General features: G+C 68.5%; 17 protein-coding genes. 8 read left to right on the plus strand and 9 right to left on the minus strand.

The window, feature by feature from the left end; genetic code table 11:
• The first annotated feature begins 22 nt into the window (after positions 1 to 22).
• The 3 genes from AC3EQ1_RS06915 (at position 23) to AC3EQ1_RS06925 (ending at position 3,035) form a co-directional block, all read left to right on the plus strand.
• Positions 23 to 973 carry an amino acid ABC transporter permease gene (locus AC3EQ1_RS06915; RefSeq protein WP_432093391.1) on the plus strand — a complete coding sequence of 317 codons (951 nt, stop codon included), beginning with the start codon at positions 23 to 25 and terminating at the stop codon, positions 971 to 973.
• Entirely contained in the window at positions 970 to 1,761 is a 792-nt protein-coding gene (locus AC3EQ1_RS06920) for an amino acid ABC transporter ATP-binding protein (protein ID WP_432093392.1), read from the plus strand. Before AC3EQ1_RS06915 ends, AC3EQ1_RS06920 begins: the two co-directional genes overlap by 4 nt.
• 68 nt (positions 1,762 to 1,829) lie before the next feature.
• Positions 1,830 to 3,035, plus strand: a complete 1,206-nt coding sequence (locus AC3EQ1_RS06925; RefSeq protein ID WP_432093393.1) for an amidohydrolase — start codon at positions 1,830 to 1,832, stop codon at positions 3,033 to 3,035.
• Positions 3,036 to 3,255: 220 nt separating this feature from the next.
• Here AC3EQ1_RS06925 and AC3EQ1_RS06930 read toward each other — a convergent pair whose 3' ends face one another.
• Positions 3,256 to 4,563: a phytase gene (locus AC3EQ1_RS06930; protein ID WP_432093394.1), complete on the minus strand. Its 1,308-nt coding sequence runs from the start codon at positions 4,561 to 4,563 to the stop codon at positions 3,256 to 3,258.
• Between the two features lie 1,196 nt (positions 4,564 to 5,759).
• Between AC3EQ1_RS06930 and tgmA the strand changes: the two genes are divergently transcribed.
• Positions 5,760 to 5,954, plus strand: a complete 195-nt coding sequence (gene tgmA, locus AC3EQ1_RS06935; RefSeq protein ID WP_432093395.1) for a putative ATP-grasp-modified RiPP — start codon at positions 5,760 to 5,762, stop codon at positions 5,952 to 5,954.
• A gap of 13 nt (positions 5,955 to 5,967) precedes the next feature.
• A complete protein-coding gene (tgmB, locus tag AC3EQ1_RS06940) occupies positions 5,968 to 6,897 on the plus strand; it encodes an ATP-grasp ribosomal peptide maturase (protein ID WP_432093396.1) in 930 nt (309 codons plus the stop codon).
• Between the two features lie 269 nt (positions 6,898 to 7,166).
• On the opposite strand, the gene AC3EQ1_RS06945 is transcribed toward tgmB, so the two are convergent.
• From AC3EQ1_RS06945 to AC3EQ1_RS06970, 6 genes are all read right to left on the minus strand, one after another.
• Positions 7,167 to 8,627, minus strand: a complete 1,461-nt coding sequence (locus AC3EQ1_RS06945; RefSeq protein WP_432093397.1) for a glycoside hydrolase — start codon at positions 8,625 to 8,627, stop codon at positions 7,167 to 7,169.
• 26 nt (positions 8,628 to 8,653) lie between these two features.
• On the minus strand, positions 8,654 to 9,829 hold the full coding sequence (locus tag AC3EQ1_RS06950; RefSeq protein WP_432093398.1) for a mandelate racemase/muconate lactonizing enzyme family protein: 1,176 nt from the start codon (positions 9,827 to 9,829) through the stop codon (positions 8,654 to 8,656).
• Between the two features lie 43 nt (positions 9,830 to 9,872).
• A complete protein-coding gene (locus AC3EQ1_RS06955; RefSeq protein WP_432093399.1) occupies positions 9,873 to 11,189 on the minus strand; it encodes an MFS transporter in 1,317 nt (438 codons plus the stop codon).
• A gap of 107 nt (positions 11,190 to 11,296) precedes the next feature.
• Entirely contained in the window at positions 11,297 to 12,190 is an 894-nt protein-coding gene (locus AC3EQ1_RS06960) for an SMP-30/gluconolactonase/LRE family protein (protein ID WP_432093400.1), read from the minus strand.
• Positions 12,191 to 12,210: 20 nt separating this feature from the next.
• Positions 12,211 to 13,158: a sugar kinase gene (locus AC3EQ1_RS06965; RefSeq protein ID WP_432093401.1), complete on the minus strand. Its 948-nt coding sequence runs from the start codon at positions 13,156 to 13,158 to the stop codon at positions 12,211 to 12,213.
• Positions 13,155 to 13,793 carry a bifunctional 4-hydroxy-2-oxoglutarate aldolase/2-dehydro-3-deoxy-phosphogluconate aldolase gene (locus AC3EQ1_RS06970; RefSeq protein WP_432093402.1) on the minus strand — a complete coding sequence of 213 codons (639 nt, stop codon included), beginning with the start codon at positions 13,791 to 13,793 and terminating at the stop codon, positions 13,155 to 13,157. The genes AC3EQ1_RS06965 and AC3EQ1_RS06970 overlap by 4 nt, the downstream gene beginning before the upstream one ends.
• A 101-nt stretch (positions 13,794 to 13,894) precedes the next feature.
• On the opposite strand from AC3EQ1_RS06970, the gene AC3EQ1_RS06975 reads away from it, so the two are divergent.
• Positions 13,895 to 14,704, plus strand: coding sequence for an SDR family NAD(P)-dependent oxidoreductase (locus AC3EQ1_RS06975; RefSeq protein ID WP_432093403.1), 810 nt, complete (start codon positions 13,895 to 13,897; stop codon positions 14,702 to 14,704).
• A 247-nt stretch (positions 14,705 to 14,951) separates the two neighbouring features.
• Here the strand turns inward: AC3EQ1_RS06975 and AC3EQ1_RS06980 are convergent, their stop codons facing one another.
• The gene (locus AC3EQ1_RS06980) at positions 14,952 to 15,620 is read right to left on the minus strand and encodes a GntR family transcriptional regulator (RefSeq protein ID WP_432093404.1); all 669 of its coding nucleotides are present in this window, start codon (positions 15,618 to 15,620) and stop codon (positions 14,952 to 14,954) included.
• A 256-nt stretch (positions 15,621 to 15,876) separates the two neighbouring features.
• The gene (locus AC3EQ1_RS06985) at positions 15,877 to 17,169 is read right to left on the minus strand and encodes an RICIN domain-containing protein (protein WP_432093405.1); all 1,293 of its coding nucleotides are present in this window, start codon (positions 17,167 to 17,169) and stop codon (positions 15,877 to 15,879) included.
• A 607-nt stretch (positions 17,170 to 17,776) separates the two neighbouring features.
• On the opposite strand from AC3EQ1_RS06985, the gene AC3EQ1_RS06990 reads away from it, so the two are divergent.
• Together AC3EQ1_RS06990 and AC3EQ1_RS06995 are read left to right on the plus strand one after the other, a co-directional pair.
• On the plus strand, positions 17,777 to 18,175 hold the full coding sequence (locus AC3EQ1_RS06990) for a hypothetical protein (protein ID WP_432093406.1): 399 nt from the start codon (positions 17,777 to 17,779) through the stop codon (positions 18,173 to 18,175).
• Between the two features lie 287 nt (positions 18,176 to 18,462).
• A complete protein-coding gene (locus AC3EQ1_RS06995) occupies positions 18,463 to 19,455 on the plus strand; it encodes an RNA polymerase sigma factor (protein WP_432093407.1) in 993 nt (330 codons plus the stop codon).
• Positions 19,456 to 19,519: the final 64 nt, after the last annotated feature.

Raw genomic sequence — 19,519 nt, forward strand, 5'->3', positions numbered from 1 at the left:
CATCGCAATCCGAGGAACAACCGTGACGTCTTTCGCTCCCCCGGACACCGCTCGCAGCGGCCAGTCCGAGGACATTCAGGTCGTGCCAGTCCGTCATCCCGGCCGCTGGGCCGGAGTCGCCGTAGTCCTGGTCCTCACGTCGATGTTCGGCCACGGCATACTGACCAACCCTCGTCTCGACTGGGGCACCGTCGGACGGATCATGGGCGATCCCTCCGTGCTCCACGGTCTGCGGACCACCCTGGAACTGACGGTACTGGCCATGGGGATCGGCTTGCTCGGCGGTGTGCTTCTGGCGGTGATGCGCCTCTCGCACAACCCCGTGCTCTCGGGCGCGGCCTGGCTGTTCATCTGGGTCTTCCGCGGCACACCGATACTCGTCCAGCTGTTCGTATGGAACTTTCTCGGCGCGCTGTGGCCGAAGATCTCCATCGGGATACCGTTCGGCCCGTCCTTCTACTCCTGGGACTACAACGACCTGGTCACCCTGTTCACGGCTGCCGTTCTGGGACTCGGCCTGAACGAAGCCGCCTACATGGCGGAGATCGTCAGAGCCGGCATCCTGTCCGTGGACGAGGGCCAGCCCGAGGCAGCCGCTTCCCTGGGGATGCGCCGCGGACACGTGATGCGCCGGATCGTCCTGCCCCAGGCGATGCGGGTGATCATCCCGCCGACCGGCAATGAGACGATCTCGATGCTCAAGACCACCTCGCTGGTGAGCGCGATCTCCCTCGTCGACATCACCCGCGCGGGCCAGGACATCGCCTCGCGCACATTCGAGATCATCCCCTCGCTGATCGCGGTCAGCATCTGGTACCTGATCTTCACCTCTCTGCTGACCGTTGCCCAGTACTACATCGAGCGGCACTACGGCCGGGGCTCCAGCCGCTCCCTCCCGCCCACACCCGTTCAGCGCATACGGACCGCGCTCGGGACGCAGCGCGCGCCCCTCGCCACCGGAGGCACCTCATGAATGCCGCCAACTCCCTCTCTTCGTCGCCGGAGCCGATGGTCAGGGCACAGGGGGTGCACAAGTCCTACGGCCCGGTCGAGGTCCTCAAGGGCATCGACCTGGAAGTCGCCACCGGAGAGGTCTTCTGCCTGATCGGCCCCTCGGGCTCGGGAAAGTCCACCTTCCTGCGCTGCATCAACCACCTGGAGAAGGTCAACGCCGGACGGCTCACGGTCGACGGCGACCTCGTCGGCTATCGCGAGCGCAGCGGCAGGCTGCACGAACTGAAGGATCACGAAGTGGCGCGCAGGCGACGCGACATCGGCATGGTCTTCCAGCGGTTCAATCTCTTCCCGCACATGACGGCGGTGGAGAACGTCATGGAGGCCCCGCTGCGGGTGAGGAAGGAGCCCAAAGCGGCCGCACGGGATCGTGCACTGCAGCTGCTGGGCCGGGTGGGGCTGGCCGACAAGGCACGCAACTACCCCAGCCAGCTCTCCGGAGGGCAACAGCAGCGAGTCGCCATCGCCCGTGCGCTGTCCATGGAGCCCAAGCTGATGCTCTTCGACGAGCCCACATCCGCGCTCGACCCGGAGCTGGTCGGGGATGTCCTCGATGTCATGCGCGGCCTGGCCGAGGACGGCATGACGATGATCGTCGTCACTCACGAGATGGGCTTCGCACGGGAAGCAGGGGACGCTGTCGTCTTCATGGACGACGGGATCGTCGTCGAATCCGGACACCCCCGGCAGGTCCTGACCGCACCCCGGCACGAACGCACACAGACATTTCTCTCCAAAGTGCTGTGACTCCCCCACACACTTACCGATTGCCGACCCGGGCCGCACGCCGGAGCCCCGAAAAGGGAGACCCACGGGTGAACCTCGCGCAGATCACTCCCCACGAGTACATCGGTACTCGCATCAAAGCCCTGTCCCGTCGGCTCTGGGAGGTCAGCCTCGAACTGCACACCCACCCCGAACTCTCCTATCACGAGCTCCGGGCCTCCACGGTCCTCAGCGAAGAGCTGGCCTCGGCAGGGTTCGACGTCGACAGAGGCGGGGCCGGTCTGCCCACCTCCTTCGTGGCCCGGGCCGGAAGCGGTGACTCACCCCGCGTGGCACTGATTCTGGAATACGACGCCCTGCCCGGCCTGGGCCACGCCTGCGGACACAACCTGATCGCCGCCGCCGGGCTCGGCGCAGCACTCGCCCTGCGCGACCTGCTGCCTTGCGCCGAAGGAACCCTGCTGGTCGTGGGCTCTCCCGCGGAAGAGGACGGCGGGGGAAAGGTGGCCCAGGTCGAGGCGGGTGTGTTCGACGGAGTGGACGCAGCCCTGATGTTCCATCCCGGGGTGCACAACTGGTCCTGGGCCCCGCTCACCGCAATGGTGGAAATGCGGATCACCTTCCACGGCCGCGCCGCACATCCCACGGGCAACCCCGACGACGGAATCGACGCCCTGGGCACCCTGATCCAGCTGTTCAACGCTCTCACCGAGCTGCAAAAGAGCACGCCGAACGGCTCGCACGTGCAGGGCATCGTGACGGAAGGGGGCAAGGCCACCAATATCCTGCCCGACCTTGCTGAAGGCCGCTTCTGCCTGCGCGCGATGACCACCGAGGCACTGGATGAGCTGGTGCGCCAGGTCACCCATTGTGCCGGGAAAGCGGCCGGGGCCACCGGCGCAGAAGTGACGATCGCGCAGGAGGGCGCCGCTTACACGCATTTTCAGAGCAACCCGTCGCTGACGGAAGCGTTCACCCGGCATCTCACCCGCCTCGGCATCGAAGCAACCGAGCCGCACCCCGACGTGTTCCTGGGTTCTTCCGACATCGGGAATGTGAGCACCAGGGTGCCCACCATCCACCCCTTCCTGCGCATCCTCCCACCGGACCACAGCGATCACACGCCCGCGTTCGCCGCCGCGGCCGGCGACGAACGCGGACGAACAGCCATGCTCGCCGCGGCGGAAGCCCTCGCCTGCACCGCGTACGACGTGCTTTCCGACCCCACGGCAAGGGCCCTCGCATGGGAGACGTTCCAGGAGCGGCGGAACCGTGGGCTCGAGGTCGCGGAGTGACATGCGGCCACTCCGGCGCGGCGGCGGCAGCCTCACCACGCGCCGCGCCCCGGTCAGGAACAGATCCGGGGCGCGGCATCATCCGTTGGCGGTGCCGACGCTCCCGCCGGCGCCATCAGTCAGAAGGCGACTGCCCGCGGCGCCGTGAGTGCCTCGCTGATGCGCTGTCGCTGCACGGCGTCCGTGGGGTCGCGCTACAGCCCAAGAGGCACTCTCGGGCTCAGTCGTCCACGCTCTCCAGGACCTCGCCGAGGTCCACGAACTTGAACCCGGTGGCCTCGCGACCGTCGTCGGCCGGGGTGTCGTGGCCGTCCTGGACGACGAGCAGTCCGTGCGGGTATTTGTTGCCCAGAGGGGCATTGAGTACGTCCGCGCCATCGCACTCCTCGGAGCCGTCGAGTGTCGACGAGGCGCCGACGACGCGGAAGCCGCCCTCGTACTCGTTGTCGTCCTCCAGTTCGCGGTCGTAGAGAGCGAAGGTGTTGTCCCCCTGACTGGAGCTCACCACATACCCGTCGCCGTCGGGCTCCGTGAGCAGTGTCAGACCCTCGACGTCCGCCGCGATTCTGGAGCCGCCGTAGCCGGGATCGGTACCGGTGACGCACTCCTCCTGCTCCTCGTCATACGTTCCCGGGACGCCGTACTCCCGTACCTTGTCGACGAGCTCGCGGGCACCGGTCAGGTCGGCGCGCAACCGCCAGATACCGACGTCCTCCTGGCCGGCGTAGAGCATGCCGTTGGCCGGGTCGACGACCATGCCCTCGACCTGGGGCAGTTCACCGGGCTCGGCGCACGGCGTCCATGACCTGCCGTTCGGAAGCCGGAATGCAGACGGCAGGTCCACGGTGCGGACCGTGCGGTACCCGACTGTCCCGCCAGGGGCGGCGGTCAGTTCCAGCAGCGCGATGCTGGTGCGCTCGCGGCGGCTGACCAGGGCGTACGAGCGTCCGGTGGCCGCATCCGTCCAGGTGGCCAGGCCGTAAGCGGTGCGTTGACCGTTGACCTCCTCCTGGCTGCCGGAGAACACAGCTGGGGCGGCGGGATCAGTGATGTCGGTGAGCGGGCCGCCGGAGCGGTCCCGGTCGATGCTGTAGATACGAAGCCGGTCGTGGCCACGGTCGGTGGCCACGGCAAGGTCGGCTCGTCCCGACTGCAGTCCGAAGTGATGGATGAGATCGACGTTGTTGAACCGGCCCGGAGCGTCACCGGGGTTCGCGGCGGGGGGCGCCGGGACCGACTGCACCTGCCGGGCATCGAGGTCGTAGACCCGCAGACCTCCCTGCTTCGCGGTGGCGACGACCAGGCTACGACCGGGGTCAGCGGCATTGCGCCAGATCGCCGGGTCGTCCGCGTTGGCGTTGCCGCCTGCCTCGTCGTCATACAGCGAGAGTGTCTCCGCGTGCGGGGCGACGGCGGGCAGCGGATCGGAGCCGTGGCCGTGCGCTGTCGCGGACGCGGCCGTGGTGAGTGCCACCAGCACGGCGCCCACCACGAGGGCGGCCGGCCTGCGGGATCCTTGGGCAATCACGAAGGTACTCCTTCATATCGGAGACATGACAGTGCACATCGGGTACATGACTGGGACCGCGGTGGCGTTCGTGGATGCGATGAGACTCGGGACAGTGCACAACGCTGCCACGCGTCCCGGGAGTTCGGCCTCTGAAGGAAGAACCCATCGATCAGGACTCAGCGCATGGCAGCGGAAGAAGCCGGGAGCCCGTGCTGCGGAGGCCGTGCTGCAGGGGCCGACAAACCTGCCTTTCGCACCCTGAGTTGCCCCGCCCATAGGTCTAGCACGCGGGAGAGCCCGAATGTTTGGTTCTGTTGGAAAAAGATGATGAACGTCAGGATGACGATGGGTGTCGCAGGGCGGGGCGGGGGCGCGTCTCCGCCTCGGGGGCGCCCGGCGCAGGGGACCGACTCGTCAATCCATGAGTAAAGGCTCCGCAAAGGCGCGGGATGCGGGCCGATCCGACTCGTCATCACCCACCTGACAGGAAGCACGTCACGAAGATGTGCGGGAGGGGATCCGATGAGCAGAGAACGTGCGGCGCCAGTCCGCTCGACGGGGAAACGCCCATGGCGAGTCGGGCATACGGCACGTCAGGGACGTACCGAGCGAGGGTGGAGCGACCCGGGCGTTCGCGCAGTGAAGACCTCGGCCCGTGAAGCTGACTACTTCCGGCCCACGGTCGACCTGCATTCTCCCTCGAAGTGCTTCCGGGAGGAGGTCCCGCTGGGCCCCTGCCCCCAATGCCGGAACGCGTTACGGCGGAGGTGCGGGTGCCGGGCCCCGCCGACTTGCGCCGTGCCTATTGTCAGTCGCAGGGCCCGATCCATGGGCTTTTCTCACGCCCTCGCATCGCATCGACGATGACATGACGTCGCCGCGCAGAGGAAATCACCGCGGCGCTGCATTCGCCTGCCCGGACTACGCATGCCTGCACCCGTCCGACATGACTGGACGCCTTCCCGTCATTCCACCGCTGCACACAGTCACATGGCACGAAATCTTCAGAAGCGGTTGTGAGGAGAAGCGGCGGCACTGTAGAAAATGGTCATCCGATTCGCTCAAACCTTTGGGTAGCGAATCCGACCCTGGAGATCTGTCCGGGATGCCGGTCGGTACTCCCCGCCGGCGGACAGTCCGGATGACCGACCCAAGAGAGTTGTGGAGCCAACAGCCTGTCAGCGCCCGGCTCCGCATGAGCAAGGAGAGTCAGAATGAAGCCGTTCACCTGGAATTTCGCGCAGCGGTCCCAGCCGTCGTCACCTGTCACGATGCACTACTCGTACGATCACTCCCTCCAGCTGAACGTACTGCCCGACGGGCGTCCCGCCATCAGCGACAAGGTGATGCTCGCAGCTGCCGGGACCACCACGTCGACAGCCGGCTCCGCGACTCACTTCGACGACTGAGCGACTGTGCGCCATGACGGTACTGATCCTGACGTGCAAGGAAGATGTGACGGCCGATATGGTTGTCGCCGAACTGCACGCGCGCAGCGTTCCCCTCCTTCGCTTCGATCCCGGCGATATTCCCGGCGAGGTGGGACTCAATGCGGAATATGCACGGGGAAATTTCCGCGGCTATATATCCACTGATTCCCGCCTGGTGGCCGTGGACTCCGTGCGGTCGGTCTGGATACGTCGGCCCAGTATGCCTGCCTCGCATGCCGCCGATCCCTCGGACTGGCTTTCCCTCGAGTCCGAGCATGCTCTGTACGGGATGCTGGAATGTTCAGCGGCCCGCTGGATGAACCACCCCAGTATGGCAGCGCGGGCGCGCTACAAGCCCTGGCAGCTCGTCATAGCTCACCGCAACGGATTCCCGGTGCCGGCCACGGTGATCACCACACGTCCCAACGTGGCCCAGCACTTCGTCTCTCAGTACCGGCAAGTGGTCGCGAAATCCGTATCCGGCAAACCACCGGGCGACCCGCCGATGGAACTGCGCACGACCATCGTCCCGCCGGATGCCGATTTCGAGAGTGTGGCGGCCGGCCCCACCATGCTGCAACGGTACATCGCCAAGCGCGCGGATATCCGGCTGACCAGCATCGGTGACGACCACTTGGCCGCGCGTAAGGTAGCGGGGCCGGAACAGGTGGACGGCCGCTTCGGTGATACCGGGCATTGCTGGGAGCCCGTCGACGTGCCTGCGAGGGTCCTCCGCTTCGTCGAGACGTACAAGAAGGTTGCCGAGCTCTCCTATGGGGCCTTTGATTTCGCGGAGGACGACCAGGGGACGTGGTGGTTCCTGGAGTGCAATCAGGGCGGGCAGTTCGGGTTCATCGAACTGGAGGCAGGCCTGCCCATCGCGGCATCCGTCGCCTCCTGGCTGGGAGCCACGAACCCATGACGTGAGCGCATGCCTCCAGAAGCGCGTGTGTGCCACCTGTGGCCGGGTGCTGCCTCTTCGTTCGTCGGCTCTCGCATCCGGAGTGTGCGATGTGACGGAGCGCCGTAGTCGGCTGAGGTGGCCGGCTACGGCGCTCGGTCATCTGTCGCAGAGACTCTGAGTGCTTTCCTCGCGATGCCCGCGGACGTCACCGCCACCGATGGCGGCGCGATCGGACCGTGAGGCCGTTGACGGGGTGAGAGACCGCCGCTCCGGTTCGCGCAGACGCGTCAGGGGGTCCGGACCCAGAACTCGACGGACAGAGGGGGCACCGTGAGCGAGAGTTTCGGTCCCCTACGGGTTTCCAGCGTCCTGTTGTGGGTGGACGGGCCGAACCGGTGGCCCTGAAAGGAGTCCGATGTCCGGGTGTCGATGCTGTAGGTGAAGGATGACGTGGAGCGGTTGGTGATGGCGAAGACGGGCTTGCCTTCCGGGGTCTTCCACGCCATGATCCGCTGGTCCTTCAGGATCGCCGATTCGTCGACGCCGTAGCGGACCGAGTTCCACGGCATGTACCGCACGAATCCGGCGACGGCGTTCCAGTTGCGATCGTTGAAGTCCCAGTGCCCGGCCTTGATGTGCGGGTAGTGGCCGAAGTCGGTGTCATGCGGCGGACGCCAGAAGCCCAGCGAGTAGCCGGGCGACTCGGCGTTGGTGGTGGGCTTGAGGGCGTGCAGCCAGAACCAGGTCGATGCGTTCTGGAACGTCATCCAGTTCATGATCGACTGCGCGGTGTTGATGGTGCGCCGGTCCGAGGTCCCGCCCTTGAGATACTCGAACTCGTTGTTGAAGACGAGCTTTCCCTCGGCGCCCGAGGTGAAGTCGCCGGCGATCTGGTCGTCGCTGTTCGCGCCGACCCGGTGATAGGTCCAGGCGTCCACGTTCGAGAGGGCGTCGGCGTCCCTCCTGATCGCCTTGCCCGCGGCGCCGCTCCAGCCGTCGACGCTGTTTGCGTGGATCATCACGTGGGGATACTTGGCACGGACCTTGGGTGCCACGGCCTTGAAGGTCTTGAGGTACTCCTCTCCGGAGTAGACGCAGGAGGAGTACGCCGTCCTGTAGATCGGCTCGTTCTGCAGCCCCCACATCGAGATGGGCACGCCCTGGGCGGCGAGCAGGTCCAGGTCTCCCACCATGGCGTCGCCGAGGGCATCGAGTTCCGCCGGGGCGAAGGAGGCCAGCTTGCCGCCGATGTAGGAACGGTTGCTCTTCCAGCCGGGTGCGGGCGACCAGTACTCCGCCGAGACGCCCTCGATGCCGGCCTTCCTGATCATGTCTGCCAGCAGAGCCGCCTGTCCGGAGTAACGGTCCCGCAGATGCTTGCCGGTGGGGTCCGTCCCTCGGTAGTAGAGTCCTAGGGCGAGTCTGCAGTAGCGGAAGCCGCGGTCGGACCGCACCCTGAGCATCTGCCGGTAGAAGCGGTCGCGTTCGCTCGGGGTGAGGTCGTAGGGAACGCCACTGACCCTGTCGGGCAGGCCCTGGTTGTCGGAGCCTATGGAGTCCGACTGGATCTCGAATCCGAGGCCCAGGATGGTCTGCTTGCGCTCATCGAACCGGAGTACGTACTCGCCGGACGTGGCGGCAGAGGCGGTGGATGGTCTGAGTAACGGCAGAGCTGCCAACGTGCCCGCGGCAGCCGCGCCGGCCAGAAGGGATCTTCTGCCGACGCGGCGCGGCTCTGGAGAGTGCATGGTGTACCTCCAGTGGGTGAGGGGTGTCAGAACACGGCGACGGTGTACCGGTCGACGGCGTCCTCGTCCAGGACGAAGCCGAGGCCGGGCCCCTGAGGGACAGTCAGTGCACCGGCGCGGAACTCGGGCGGGTTGCGCAGGATCCGCTCGCGGATCGGGTTGGGGAGCCGGTTGTACTCGTACGTGCGCAAGTTGGGAGTGGCCGCGCACAAGTGGAGGGCCGCGCAGAGGCTGATTCCCGAGCCCACACCGTGCGGAGCGATGTCGACATGGAACGCCGAGGCGAGCGCCGCCAGCCGGGTGGCCTCGGTGATCCCACCACTGCGGGCGACGTTGGGCATGAAGACGTCGATCGCACCGTGGAGCAGGGAGTCGCGCAGATCGAAGCGGGTGAAGTGGGTTTCGCCGTTGACAACGGTCAGTCCGGTGCGGCGCCGCAGCTCGGCCAGGTTGGCCAGATCGTCGACCTGGAGCGGCTCCTCGAACCATGAGATCCCGAGGTCCGCGAGGACGGCACCGACCCGGGTCGCCTCGTCCAGGTCGTAGGCGCAGTTGACATCGGTGAGGATCTCGATGTCGTCGCCCACGGCTGCGCGCACGGCGCTCAGATGGGCCCGGTCGACGCGCTCGCCCCGGCCGATCTTGACCTTGAGGGCGTTGAATCCTTCCGCGACGTAACCGAGAGCCTGGCGCGCGGAGGCGTCCGGGTCCGCATGAAGAGCCACGGGACTCGCATAGCAATCGACACGGTCGCGGACCGGGCCGCCGAGGAGCCGGTGAACGGGCACGCCCGCGTGTTTCCCGCGCAGATCCCACAGGGCGAGGTCGATGCCGGCCATGGCCTCGAGGTAGAAGCCGCGGTTGTGTCCGCCCGCCGCCTGGCCCTGGTAGAGACGTTCCCACACGGCGGTGGTGGCCAGGGCGTCCTCGCCCACCAGCAGGGGCTCGAGGACGGAGGCGACGACGGTGGCCGTCACCTGGGGCGAGGGCAGTCCGTAGCATTCGCCGATGCCCACGGTGCCGTCCTCGGCGTGGACCTTCACCAGGGTGGCGTACTGGCCGCGGCGGGGCAGGACCAGGTGGCTGGATGCGGGGTAGCGCAGCCAGTCGGGCACATCGTCAGGGGAGTCGTACAGGTCGTCGAAGCAGGCCGAGAGGGCCACCGCCTCGATCTTGGCGATGCGCAAGGGCGTGCTGCTCACTTTTCTCCAGTCGGTCGCGGAACGGGGGCCGTGCGGGCGCGGGTCAGCTCGGTTGTGTGTGCGGGATGTTGTCGCGGGCGGTCTCCCGGCCCGTGAACACCGCGATGGCCGTGATCAGACAGGCCGCTACGACGTAGAGGGCGATGGGGCTGGTGGAGTGGGACCCCGCCAGGAGAGCGGTACCGATGAAGGGTGCTGTGCCGCCGAAGATCGCCCCGCCGAACTCCCGCCCGACACTGATCCCGCTGTAGCGGACGCGGGTGTCGAACTGCTCGGCCACCAGCGCCGCCTGCGGGCCGAAGACCATGTCCTTGGCGAACGGGATGGCGAGCACCATGGCCAGGAAGACCAGTGGTGTGCTCTTGGTCTCCAGCAGCCGGAAGAACGGGAAGACGTAGACGATGGTGAAGCCCAGACCGATGGAGACCATGACCCGGCGGCCGATCCGGTCGGACAGCCAGCCCCAGAAGGGGATGGCGACGATCTCCAGCGCCGAGGCCAGCGCGATGGCCCACAACATGGTCGACTTCGGAAGGGACAGGGTCTGCGTGGCATAGGACAGCGAGAACGCCTGGATGAGGTAGCCCCAGACGAAGCCGGACACGGTGATACCGAGTGTGCGCAGGACCGCCCCCGGCTGCTCCTTGATCGTGACCAGGAGCGGAAAGCGTACGGTCCGGCCGCTTCCGTCGAGATCGGAGAAGACCGGGGTTTCGTCGATGCCGTGCCGGACCCACAGCCCGAACAGCACCAGGGCTGCGCTCAGCAGGAACGGAATGCGCCAGCCCCATGCCATGAAGGCACTGTCGGGCATCATGGACACCAGGCCGAACACGGCGCTCGCCAGGACGAATCCGGCTCCGGTTCCCATGGCCGGGATCGCCCCGTACAGGCCGCGCTTGCCCGGTGGCGCGTTCTCCACGGTCAGCAGGGTGGCGCCGGCGAACTCGCCGCCCGCCGCGATTCCCTGACAGATTCTCAGGGTGATCAGCAGTATCGGGGCCCATATGCCGACTTCCGCATGAGTCGGCAGGAGGCCGACGAGAGTGGTCGCCACACCCATCACCATCATCGTGGCCAGCAGGACGTACTTGCGGCCGACGCGGTCGCCGAGGTGGCCGAAGAGTATGCCGCCGATGGGCCGCGCGGCGAAGCCGACGGCAAAAGTGGCGAACGCGGCCAGGGTCCCGCCCGTGGAGGAGGAGCCGAAGAACAGCGGCCCGAACACCAGCGCGGAGGCGAGCCCGTAGAGGTTGAAGTCGTACCACTCCATAACGGTGCCGATGGTGCTCGCCACCATCGTCCGCCGGCTGTCCGCCGACTGCTTCGGACCGGTGTCGGTCACTACTGGAGAACTCATCCGTGGGTCACAGCCTTCAGGGGAGAGATGAGGGGGGCGAGAAAGAAGGTATGCGATATACGAAATGAAGGCTAGAGGTCGGTACCGAGAAGTCTTCTGATGACTCATCAGCGCAGCGAGATCTCACTGCCGCCCCCTCGGGGGCCGAAGGCATAGGCGGGCTGCGCCGTCATCGCACACGGCCGCACGAGCACGGCACCGGCGAGGGGGTCGGGCGGATCCATCCGGTGACGGGCCGTCGTCACGAAGACGCACCCGCCGCCGAGGGCGACACTGGTCGGCTGGCGGGTGGGCAGTCTCTCCAGAAGCACCGGGCTGCCACGCGGGGCGTAGCGACGCACCTGGGCCCCACCCCAGAGCGCGACCCACAGGTGCCCCTCGTCATCGACGGTCATGCCGTCGGGACGCCCCTCGTCCGCACTGAACCTCGCGAAGACCTCCCCCTGGCCCAGTTCACCGGATGCCGGCTCGACGGGGAATCGGTGGATGACTCTCCGCGCGCTGTCCGCGAGGTACATGACCGTGCCGCACGGGGTGAATGCCGGCCCGTTGGGTACGGTCAGGCCGCTCAGCACGCACTGAACACCGCCGTCGTGGTCCACCCGGTACAGCGACCCCGCCCCCCGGGCGCCGGTCACTTCCATGCTTCCGGCCCAGAAACGTCCATGGGGATCGCATGCGGCGTCGTTCATCCTCATGCGTACCGGCGCCCGCTCCTCGGGCCTGGACAGCCAGCGCGGGGGTTCACCGGGGCCCACCAGGGCGATACCGGTACCTGCAGCGGCGATCCACTCCCCCGGGCGTCCGGCGACCGGCGCCACCGCGCCCAACGGCACCCCGAGGCTGAGCAGTCGACGCGGCCGGTCGCCCGGCGGGGCATCGTCCTGGTACAGCACGCCCCGTAAGAGGTCGACGAAGATCAGGGAGTCCTCGTGCCAGCGCGCCCCTTCGGCGAGGTGGTACCGGTCCCGGCTCCGGACACGCCACGCTCCGGCTCTCACATCCCTCCCTCCCGGCCCGCTCATCGGAAGGTGCTGCCGGGCTCGGCCCGCAGCAGGTCGAGTTCGTGGTGGCCGGGCAGGCCCTCCCAGTCCCCGACCGTGGCAACGGCGAACGCACCGGCGGTGACGGCCCGGTCGAGCCGCAGTTCGACCGGACCGCCGTCCAGCACGCCGGACAGGTAGCCGGCGACAAAGGCGTCTCCCGCGCCCACGGTGTCCCGGACCGGGACAGCGACCGCGTCGCGCGTGATGGTCCCGGCGCCGGTGAACACGTCGGCGCCGACGGATCCGCGCTTGACGACGACTTCGCCCACCCCACGAGAGAGCAGGGCTTCGATCCGTGCGGCCTCCGTCGCGGCCCCGGCGGGAGCGACCACGGCCAGCTCGTCGTCGGAGGCCACCAGGACATCCACATGGGGGACGAGGGGGCGCAGTACTCGCGCCGCCTCCGCCCGGGACCACAGCTTTCCCCGGTAGTTGACATCCAGACACACGGTCATTCCCTGCCGACCGGCGTCCCGGAGGGCCGAATGCACAGCACGGGCCGGCCCGGGGCCGAGCGCGGGGGTGACACCGGTGAGGTGGAGTATGCGCGCCCCTTCGGAGAGTGCCGCGTCGAGATGGACGGGGGCGAGGCGCGAACCGGCCGAGCCGGTGCGGAAGTAGGCCACTCGCACCAGGTCGGCAACCCGGGGTTCGAACACCACCAACCCGGTGGGGCCCGCCTCGGTGGTGACGGCGTGGGAGATGTCGACGCCTTCGGCACGCAGGGTGCGCACTACCAGCCGGCCGAATTCGTCGTCGCCGGTGAGCCCCACCCAGCGGACCGCATGGCCGAGCCGGGCGAGGCCGATCGCCACATTGGCCTCGGCTCCGGCGACCGACAGCCGTAGCGAGCCACCGAGCATCAGGGGCTGTTCCGCACGCAGGGCCGCCATGGCCTCGCCGAACGTCAGGACCTCGATCACGATGCCACCTCCTGGGCGAGGGCTCGGAACTCGGCGATCCGTCGGCCGAATCCGGCCGGGCTGCCGCCCGATGCCGCGTCACCGACCAGGGGGCCGCCCACACCGACGGCGGTGGCTCCGGCCGCCAGATACTCCCGGGCGGTGCGGGCGTCCACACCGCCGACCGGAACGAAGGGGACTTCGGGGAAAGGGTCCCGCAGGGCCCTCAGGTGGGAAACACCTCCCAGGCTTGCGGGGAAGAGCTTGACCGCGGTGGCACCCTCGTCGACAGCGGACGCCACCTCCGTCGGTGTCACCGCGCCCGCGAGGACGGGCATGCCCAGATCTCGCGCTTCCGCAACGGCGTCCGTCACCCCGGGAGTCACGACGAAGGCCGCTCCCGCCTCGGCTGCCAGATGTGCCTGACGTGGCGTCACCACGGTGCCCGCGCCGAGCGCGGCGTCGGGTCCGAGATGCTCACGGGCTCTTTCGATGACTCCCAGGGCATCGGCGCAGGTGAGCGAGACCTCGACGACGTCGATCCCCTCCTCGACGAGGGTGATGACCGTGGAGAGCGCCGTGCGGGGGTCACTCCCCCGGACGATGGCCAGCAGCCTGCGCGTTCGCAGGGCAGATATGAGATCAGTGGGAAGCACAGAACCTCCGTAGGCTTCTTCCCAGTAAATTTAGTAGATCGTATACTTTTCTTGTCACTCTTCAACCCCGCGCCGACGCGCACACGAAAGGTGCCTCCACCATGACGCGAACAGCCCTGGTCACCGGTGCGGCCGGCGGTATCGGCCGCGCCGTCGCAGCCCGCCTGGCAGCCGACGGCTGCCAGGTCGCCGGGCTGGATCTCACCGACCCCGAGCTGCCGGGGGTCACCTTCCACCACGCCGATGTGACAGAGGCTCACGCGGTGGCCCGGGCCGTCCGGAAGGTCGTCGAGAACCACGGCGGAATCGACGTCCTCGTCCTGTGCGCGGGAGTCACGCGGGGTGGCCCGCTGCACTCCACCTCCGAGGAGGACTGGAACGCCGTCCTGACGGCCAACCTCACCTCGGTCTTCCTCTGCGTGCGGGAAGTGCTGCCCTCGATGATCGAGGCCGAGTCGGGCGCAGTGGTCGCCATCGGCTCGGTGCTGCACCGCACGGCGGCCCCTGGACTCCCCGCCTACGCGGCCGCCAAGGGCGCCGTAGCCGCGCTGATCCGTCAGCTCGCCGTCGACTACGGCCGCCACGGCATATCGTTCGTCACCGTCTCGCCCGGGTGGGTGCGCACACCGGCCACCGAGTCACGGCTGGCCGGGGCGGCGGATCTGAACCGACTGCGCGAAAGCAATCCGGTCCGCGCCCTGGGCAGCCCCGAGCACATCGCGGGGGCCGTGGCCTACGCGGCCTCCCCCGAGGCGTTCATGCTCACCGGCTCCGAATGGGTGCTGGACGCCGGCGCGTCCGTGGTCAGCCCGGCGAGCCTGCTCCGGGACGGCCACCGGCAGCAGATGGGGCTGCCTCCGCTCTCGCCGCCGCCCGCGCTCCCCTCACAGCGCACGCCGCCCGAGTCGTGACCGAGCCGGCCGAGGAGCGGACGGCGAGCCAGGTCCGCTCCGGCCGGTCTTCATCGAGCAGGGGCGGGACTGCGTACAGTGCGGCGCCTTCCCCGGCAGTTGGGAGAGCATCGCAGTGCAGTGGGGCACCGCCGGGCCGTAAGCCGGAGAGCTTCTTCCCCGCACCGGACACCTCCGGCCGAGCCCGATGGGGCGGCGAGGAGGCGGAGGCCCGGTCTCGCCGGCCCACGGAACGGCCGGACAGGGGCTACTCGCTGCTCGTGCCCTCGCGGCTCGCCTGAGAGACGGTGTGCGCGCGAACGGCCTCCGCCACCCCCTCGGCATCGCTCCCGCGGAGCGCCTCGATGATCGCATCATGCTCGTCGACCACCGTCCACCAGGCTTGTTCGTCCGTCGGGGAGACAAGGCGGTACCGGCGTACGGTGAGCAGCAGTTGTTCGGTCAGCTCCACGAGGATGCGGTAGCCGCTGGCCTCCGCGAGAATCCGGTGGAAGTCGGCGTTCAGCTCCGGGAGGCTTTCCACCTCCCCCTTGTCCAACTGCTTCCGCATGGACCGCTGCACCCGTTGGAGATCGGCGAGCAGTTTCGCGGAGACGTTGTCCACGGCCAGCCTGCCGACCAGGCCCTCGATCGCCTCCCGCGCCAGGAAGACTCCGTGGATCTCCTTCTGGTCGATTTCGGCCACCATCACTCCGGAATGGACCCGGGAGACCACCAGTCCCTCGGACTGCAGCCGCTTGACGGCTTCACGAATGGGGATCTTGCTGACCCCCAGGTTCCTCGCGAGTTCGTCCATGTTGATGCGTTCGCCCGGGCGGAGAGCTCCTCCGACGATGGCGGTGTGGAGGTTGTCGTAGACAAGCTCCGCCTTGCTCTTCGCCACCGGCAACCGCGCTGCCCACTCCTTCTGCCCCATACATGCATCGTATGCGATATCCCGAGGGCTCCGGGCAGGTGAGGTACGGCTCACCGGCCCGGGAGACCGGAGCCTCCCGGGCCGGCGTGCGTCACCGCCGTGGACCACGGACTCGTCCGCCTGCGCTACGGCGCACGCACCGCTTCGTGGCGGGACATCATCCGCACGTCCCACGGCGGGGGCCGGCCGGCACGCGCCCCGGGCCCGTCACACGCAGTACTCACGCTCCGTGACGCGACAGGCCGGGGAGCCGCCGTCACTCTGCGATCTGCATGCCGAACCCGCTGGCCCCTCCCCGGGCGGTGACGACCGGCGAGGCGCCCTTGGAGTTGCTCCGGCCACCGGCCTTGAGCTTCCGCCCCGTCTCATGGTTCACCATCTCGTAGCGGTCCGCCGAGGACCCACGCCCCGAGGGCATCCACCACTGCTGACGCCCGTCGCCCGCCTTGCACACGGCGAACGTGACCGCTGCGCGGTCACCCGACGGAGCGGTCAGGCACTTGCCCTTCACCGTGAAGGTGAAGTACCCCTCCTTGTCGATGGCACGGCTCCAGGACTGTTCGGCACCGGTCCCACAGGTGCTCTGCACGACCCCGGAACCGTCCGCGGTGAGGCACTTCCCGCCGGCCTTGTTGGCCAGTCGCATCTTCAGCGGCCGCACGGGCTGGTCAGTGATCAGATACGGGCTGTTGGCGACATTCTCCTTGGGGTTCCGGGCCAGCGGACTGCCCGATGCGGGGCGCGGGTGGAAGTAGTGGAACTCGTCCTTGGCACAGTCCAGGACGACAGTGGCCATGGTGTCGTTACAACGGGGGGTCCTGTCGTACCCGCGGCAGATGGGGTCACCGCCCTGGTCACGCTTGTTGTTGCAGTGGCTCACGCCGAATTGGTGAATCAGCTCGTGCGTCACGGCGGGCACGGTCGCGCAGCCCCAGGAGACCGCCGCCCGGCCCGTGTGGAGGTCGGCACGTCCCTTCGGTTTGAATATGGTGGACACTCCGCAGCCTCGGGCACCGTTGTCGTAGAAGTAGACAGGCCGGGTTCGCTTGAAGCGCTCCCGACTGGCCCGGTCGGCCTTGCGCATCACCGCCGCGACGGCGGCTTGAGCCTTCATCCGCGTGGCGCCGAAGGACGGACGCGCGGGGAGCCCTTCGACGGCGACGGACATGACGTCGATACGGCAGTTCTTGTCCTGGACGAAGCGCAGGCGTCTGCTGTCGCCCTGGCCGAAGCGCTTGGCGCTTGCTTCGAAGATCTGGTCGGAGTTCCACATGACGCGCTGGATGTGCGGTACGGCCTTGGCGGAGTTGTCCTTGCCGGCCGTGTGCACGTAGACGGCCTGGTACCAGCCCTTCTTCGGACTGTCCTGGTCATCGCAGGCCACGGGCGGGGCCGCGGCGGAGGACGGTGCGGAGCCCGCGGACGGTTGACGGGGCTCCTCGTTCGCCCAGCCGGGCATGCCGATCGAGGTCCACCCCAGTGCCGCCACCACGGCGAGCGTGACCGGGATGGCCGTCTTGCGCGGCAGCTTGTGTCGGTTCCTTGGCACGTGTTCTCCCTGCGGAGCCGGTGCGAAGGGACTGCGGTCGTACGGGAGTTGGGAGGTCGCGGGGCGGACAGTACCGCCGTTGGCTCCGGTGGGCCAAATCCCACGGCCGAACGTAAAGCGTTGGCAAAGCACCGGGATGTCCGCCGCCTGCGCGGGTCCTTCCCCGTGACAACCCACCAACTACGAGGAGCCGGCAGGAGGCGACTGCGTCACGCGGTTCCGGAGGTCGCACTCCCCGCAGTGCCCCCGCTCACACCGAGCGGGGGCACCGCCCGAACCCCCAACAGGCCCCCTCGGCCCACGAACGAGAGCAGTATCCCGTGCACATCCCCCAGACCTACCGCGGAGAGGCACCCCCGATCGCCGGGGAGCCGGCCACGACAGACAGGCCGGGAGCGTCCCGGCGGCCGAGCCCGCCGAGCGGGCGCACTCACACCATCCCGGCCTGCGGGCCCCAGGCCGATCCGGTCACCGCCGTGTTGCCGTCCGCCGTCACGGGCGCCCGGGGCTCCCGCGTCCGCAGCACCCGGGCCCGGGTTGCCGACACCCTTCGGCCTCGACCGGTCCTGCCGCCCAGCCCTTTCGGGAACGGCGGGAAGGAAGCCCGATGAGCGACCACGGCAACCCCGCCCTGCAAGCTCTTCCGGACAACATGGCGGAACTGCAGGTGGTGTTGCTGCTCCGCTGGGAGGACATCTCCTCACTCGGCAGGGAAGCAAGCCGTCTGGCCGCCAAGCGCAATGGCCCCGTGAGCCTGGCCGAGGCCGCCAGCCATCGCCTGCGCGCCTGGTCCGCCGTCTCCAACGGAAGCAGCGAGGAGAAGACGGAGCCGGCCCGGCAGATCCCGGCGATCACCGCACCGCAGGGTCCCGAGACGCGAGCACCGTTCCGGGCTGCCGGCGCCGGAGGGGAGGCCCCGCCGCCCCTCGCCCCCCATGGGCCTGGTGGCGTGTCACAGGCACGGATCCCGGCCGCTGTGGACGACGGACGGACCGGGCACCGATAGCCGCAGCTCATGTGCCGTCGATCTCGGCGACGCACGACCGACGAGGCCCACGGCCCGCCCGGCGCCCGGGAACCCTCCCGTGCACCGGGCGCCGCAACAGGACCGGGGCAGCGCCCCACCGCCCCCAGCCGGGGCGTTGCCCCTTCCTCGTCGGCACCGACAGCACAGCGGGACCTGCCGGTACGGAAACGGCATCACCGTCCGGTCTCACACCACCCGTCTATAAGGACAAACCCTCCATGCACTCTGTGACCACTCGTGTGCGTCGAGCGCGAAGGGCCGACGCCTTGACCGCGGCCATCCCGTGGCCTCCGGCCGCCTACGAGGCGCTGAGGCGTCTGGCGCCGCTGGCCGCGCTGACCGGCGCGCTGCCCCGGTCCGCCTCCTCGCGGGCCGCCCCCAGCAGAATCGTCCGGCGGCTGGAACGCCGTCGGCAGTGGTCCGGTACGAGCGACAGCACCGTGGGCCAGTACATACGTCGTGGCCATCCGGGCGCCCTCACCGTCCTCGTCGAGCGGCACTACACGGCGGTCCACAGCTATCTCCGCACCTGCCTGACCGAACCCGGCCCCGTGGAGTGGGCGACCGAGGAGACGTTCCGTCGGGCGTACCAGGCGACCGAACGGGGAACCGACGTCTTCATGGTGTGGCGCATCCAGCTGCTCGCCACCGCACGGACCGTTGCGATGCGGGTATGGGCGCAGGACACCGTCTCACCGGGTATCACCACCGAGTTCCGGCAATGGGCGGCGAGCGGGGGCACCTGGCCCATCGAGGCCCGCGTCGCACTCTCCGACGCCTATACGCACCTGCCGATGCGCTGGCGGACCGCACTGTGGCACTCCGTCATCGAGTGCGACGATCCCGCCGTGCTGGGAAAGGTCCTCGGAGTCCCGAAGGAAAAGGCGCCATTGTTCAGCGACCGGGCGCGGGGGGCGCTCCGGGACGCCTACTTGGCCGCCTATCGACGGAAGGTCGAGAACCGGCTGCCGTGCCTGGTGTACGCCCAGGGCCGCAGTCTGCATCCCGTCGGCGCATCGGAGCACTGGTCCGACAGCCATCAGGCTCAGTGCACCTTCTGCGGTCAGGTCGAGTCGGATCTGTCCGATCTCGACCACCAGCTCCGTGCTCAGCTTCCGGAGAAGCTGCTCGGCTGGTGGAACGACACCGCCTACCGGGAGATGCGCAGGAGCTCGCTCCCGTCGGTCGACAAGGCTCTGTCCCTCGCGCGACGGATCCGAGCGGGTGAATGCCGCCGAACGGCCGGCAGACACCAGTAGGGCCGCGGCAGGACGGTGTTCGCTTCCTCCTGAAGACGAGCGAACACCGTTCCCGCGGGCGGGG

This window comes from Streptomyces sp. bgisy100 (assembly GCF_057709105.1).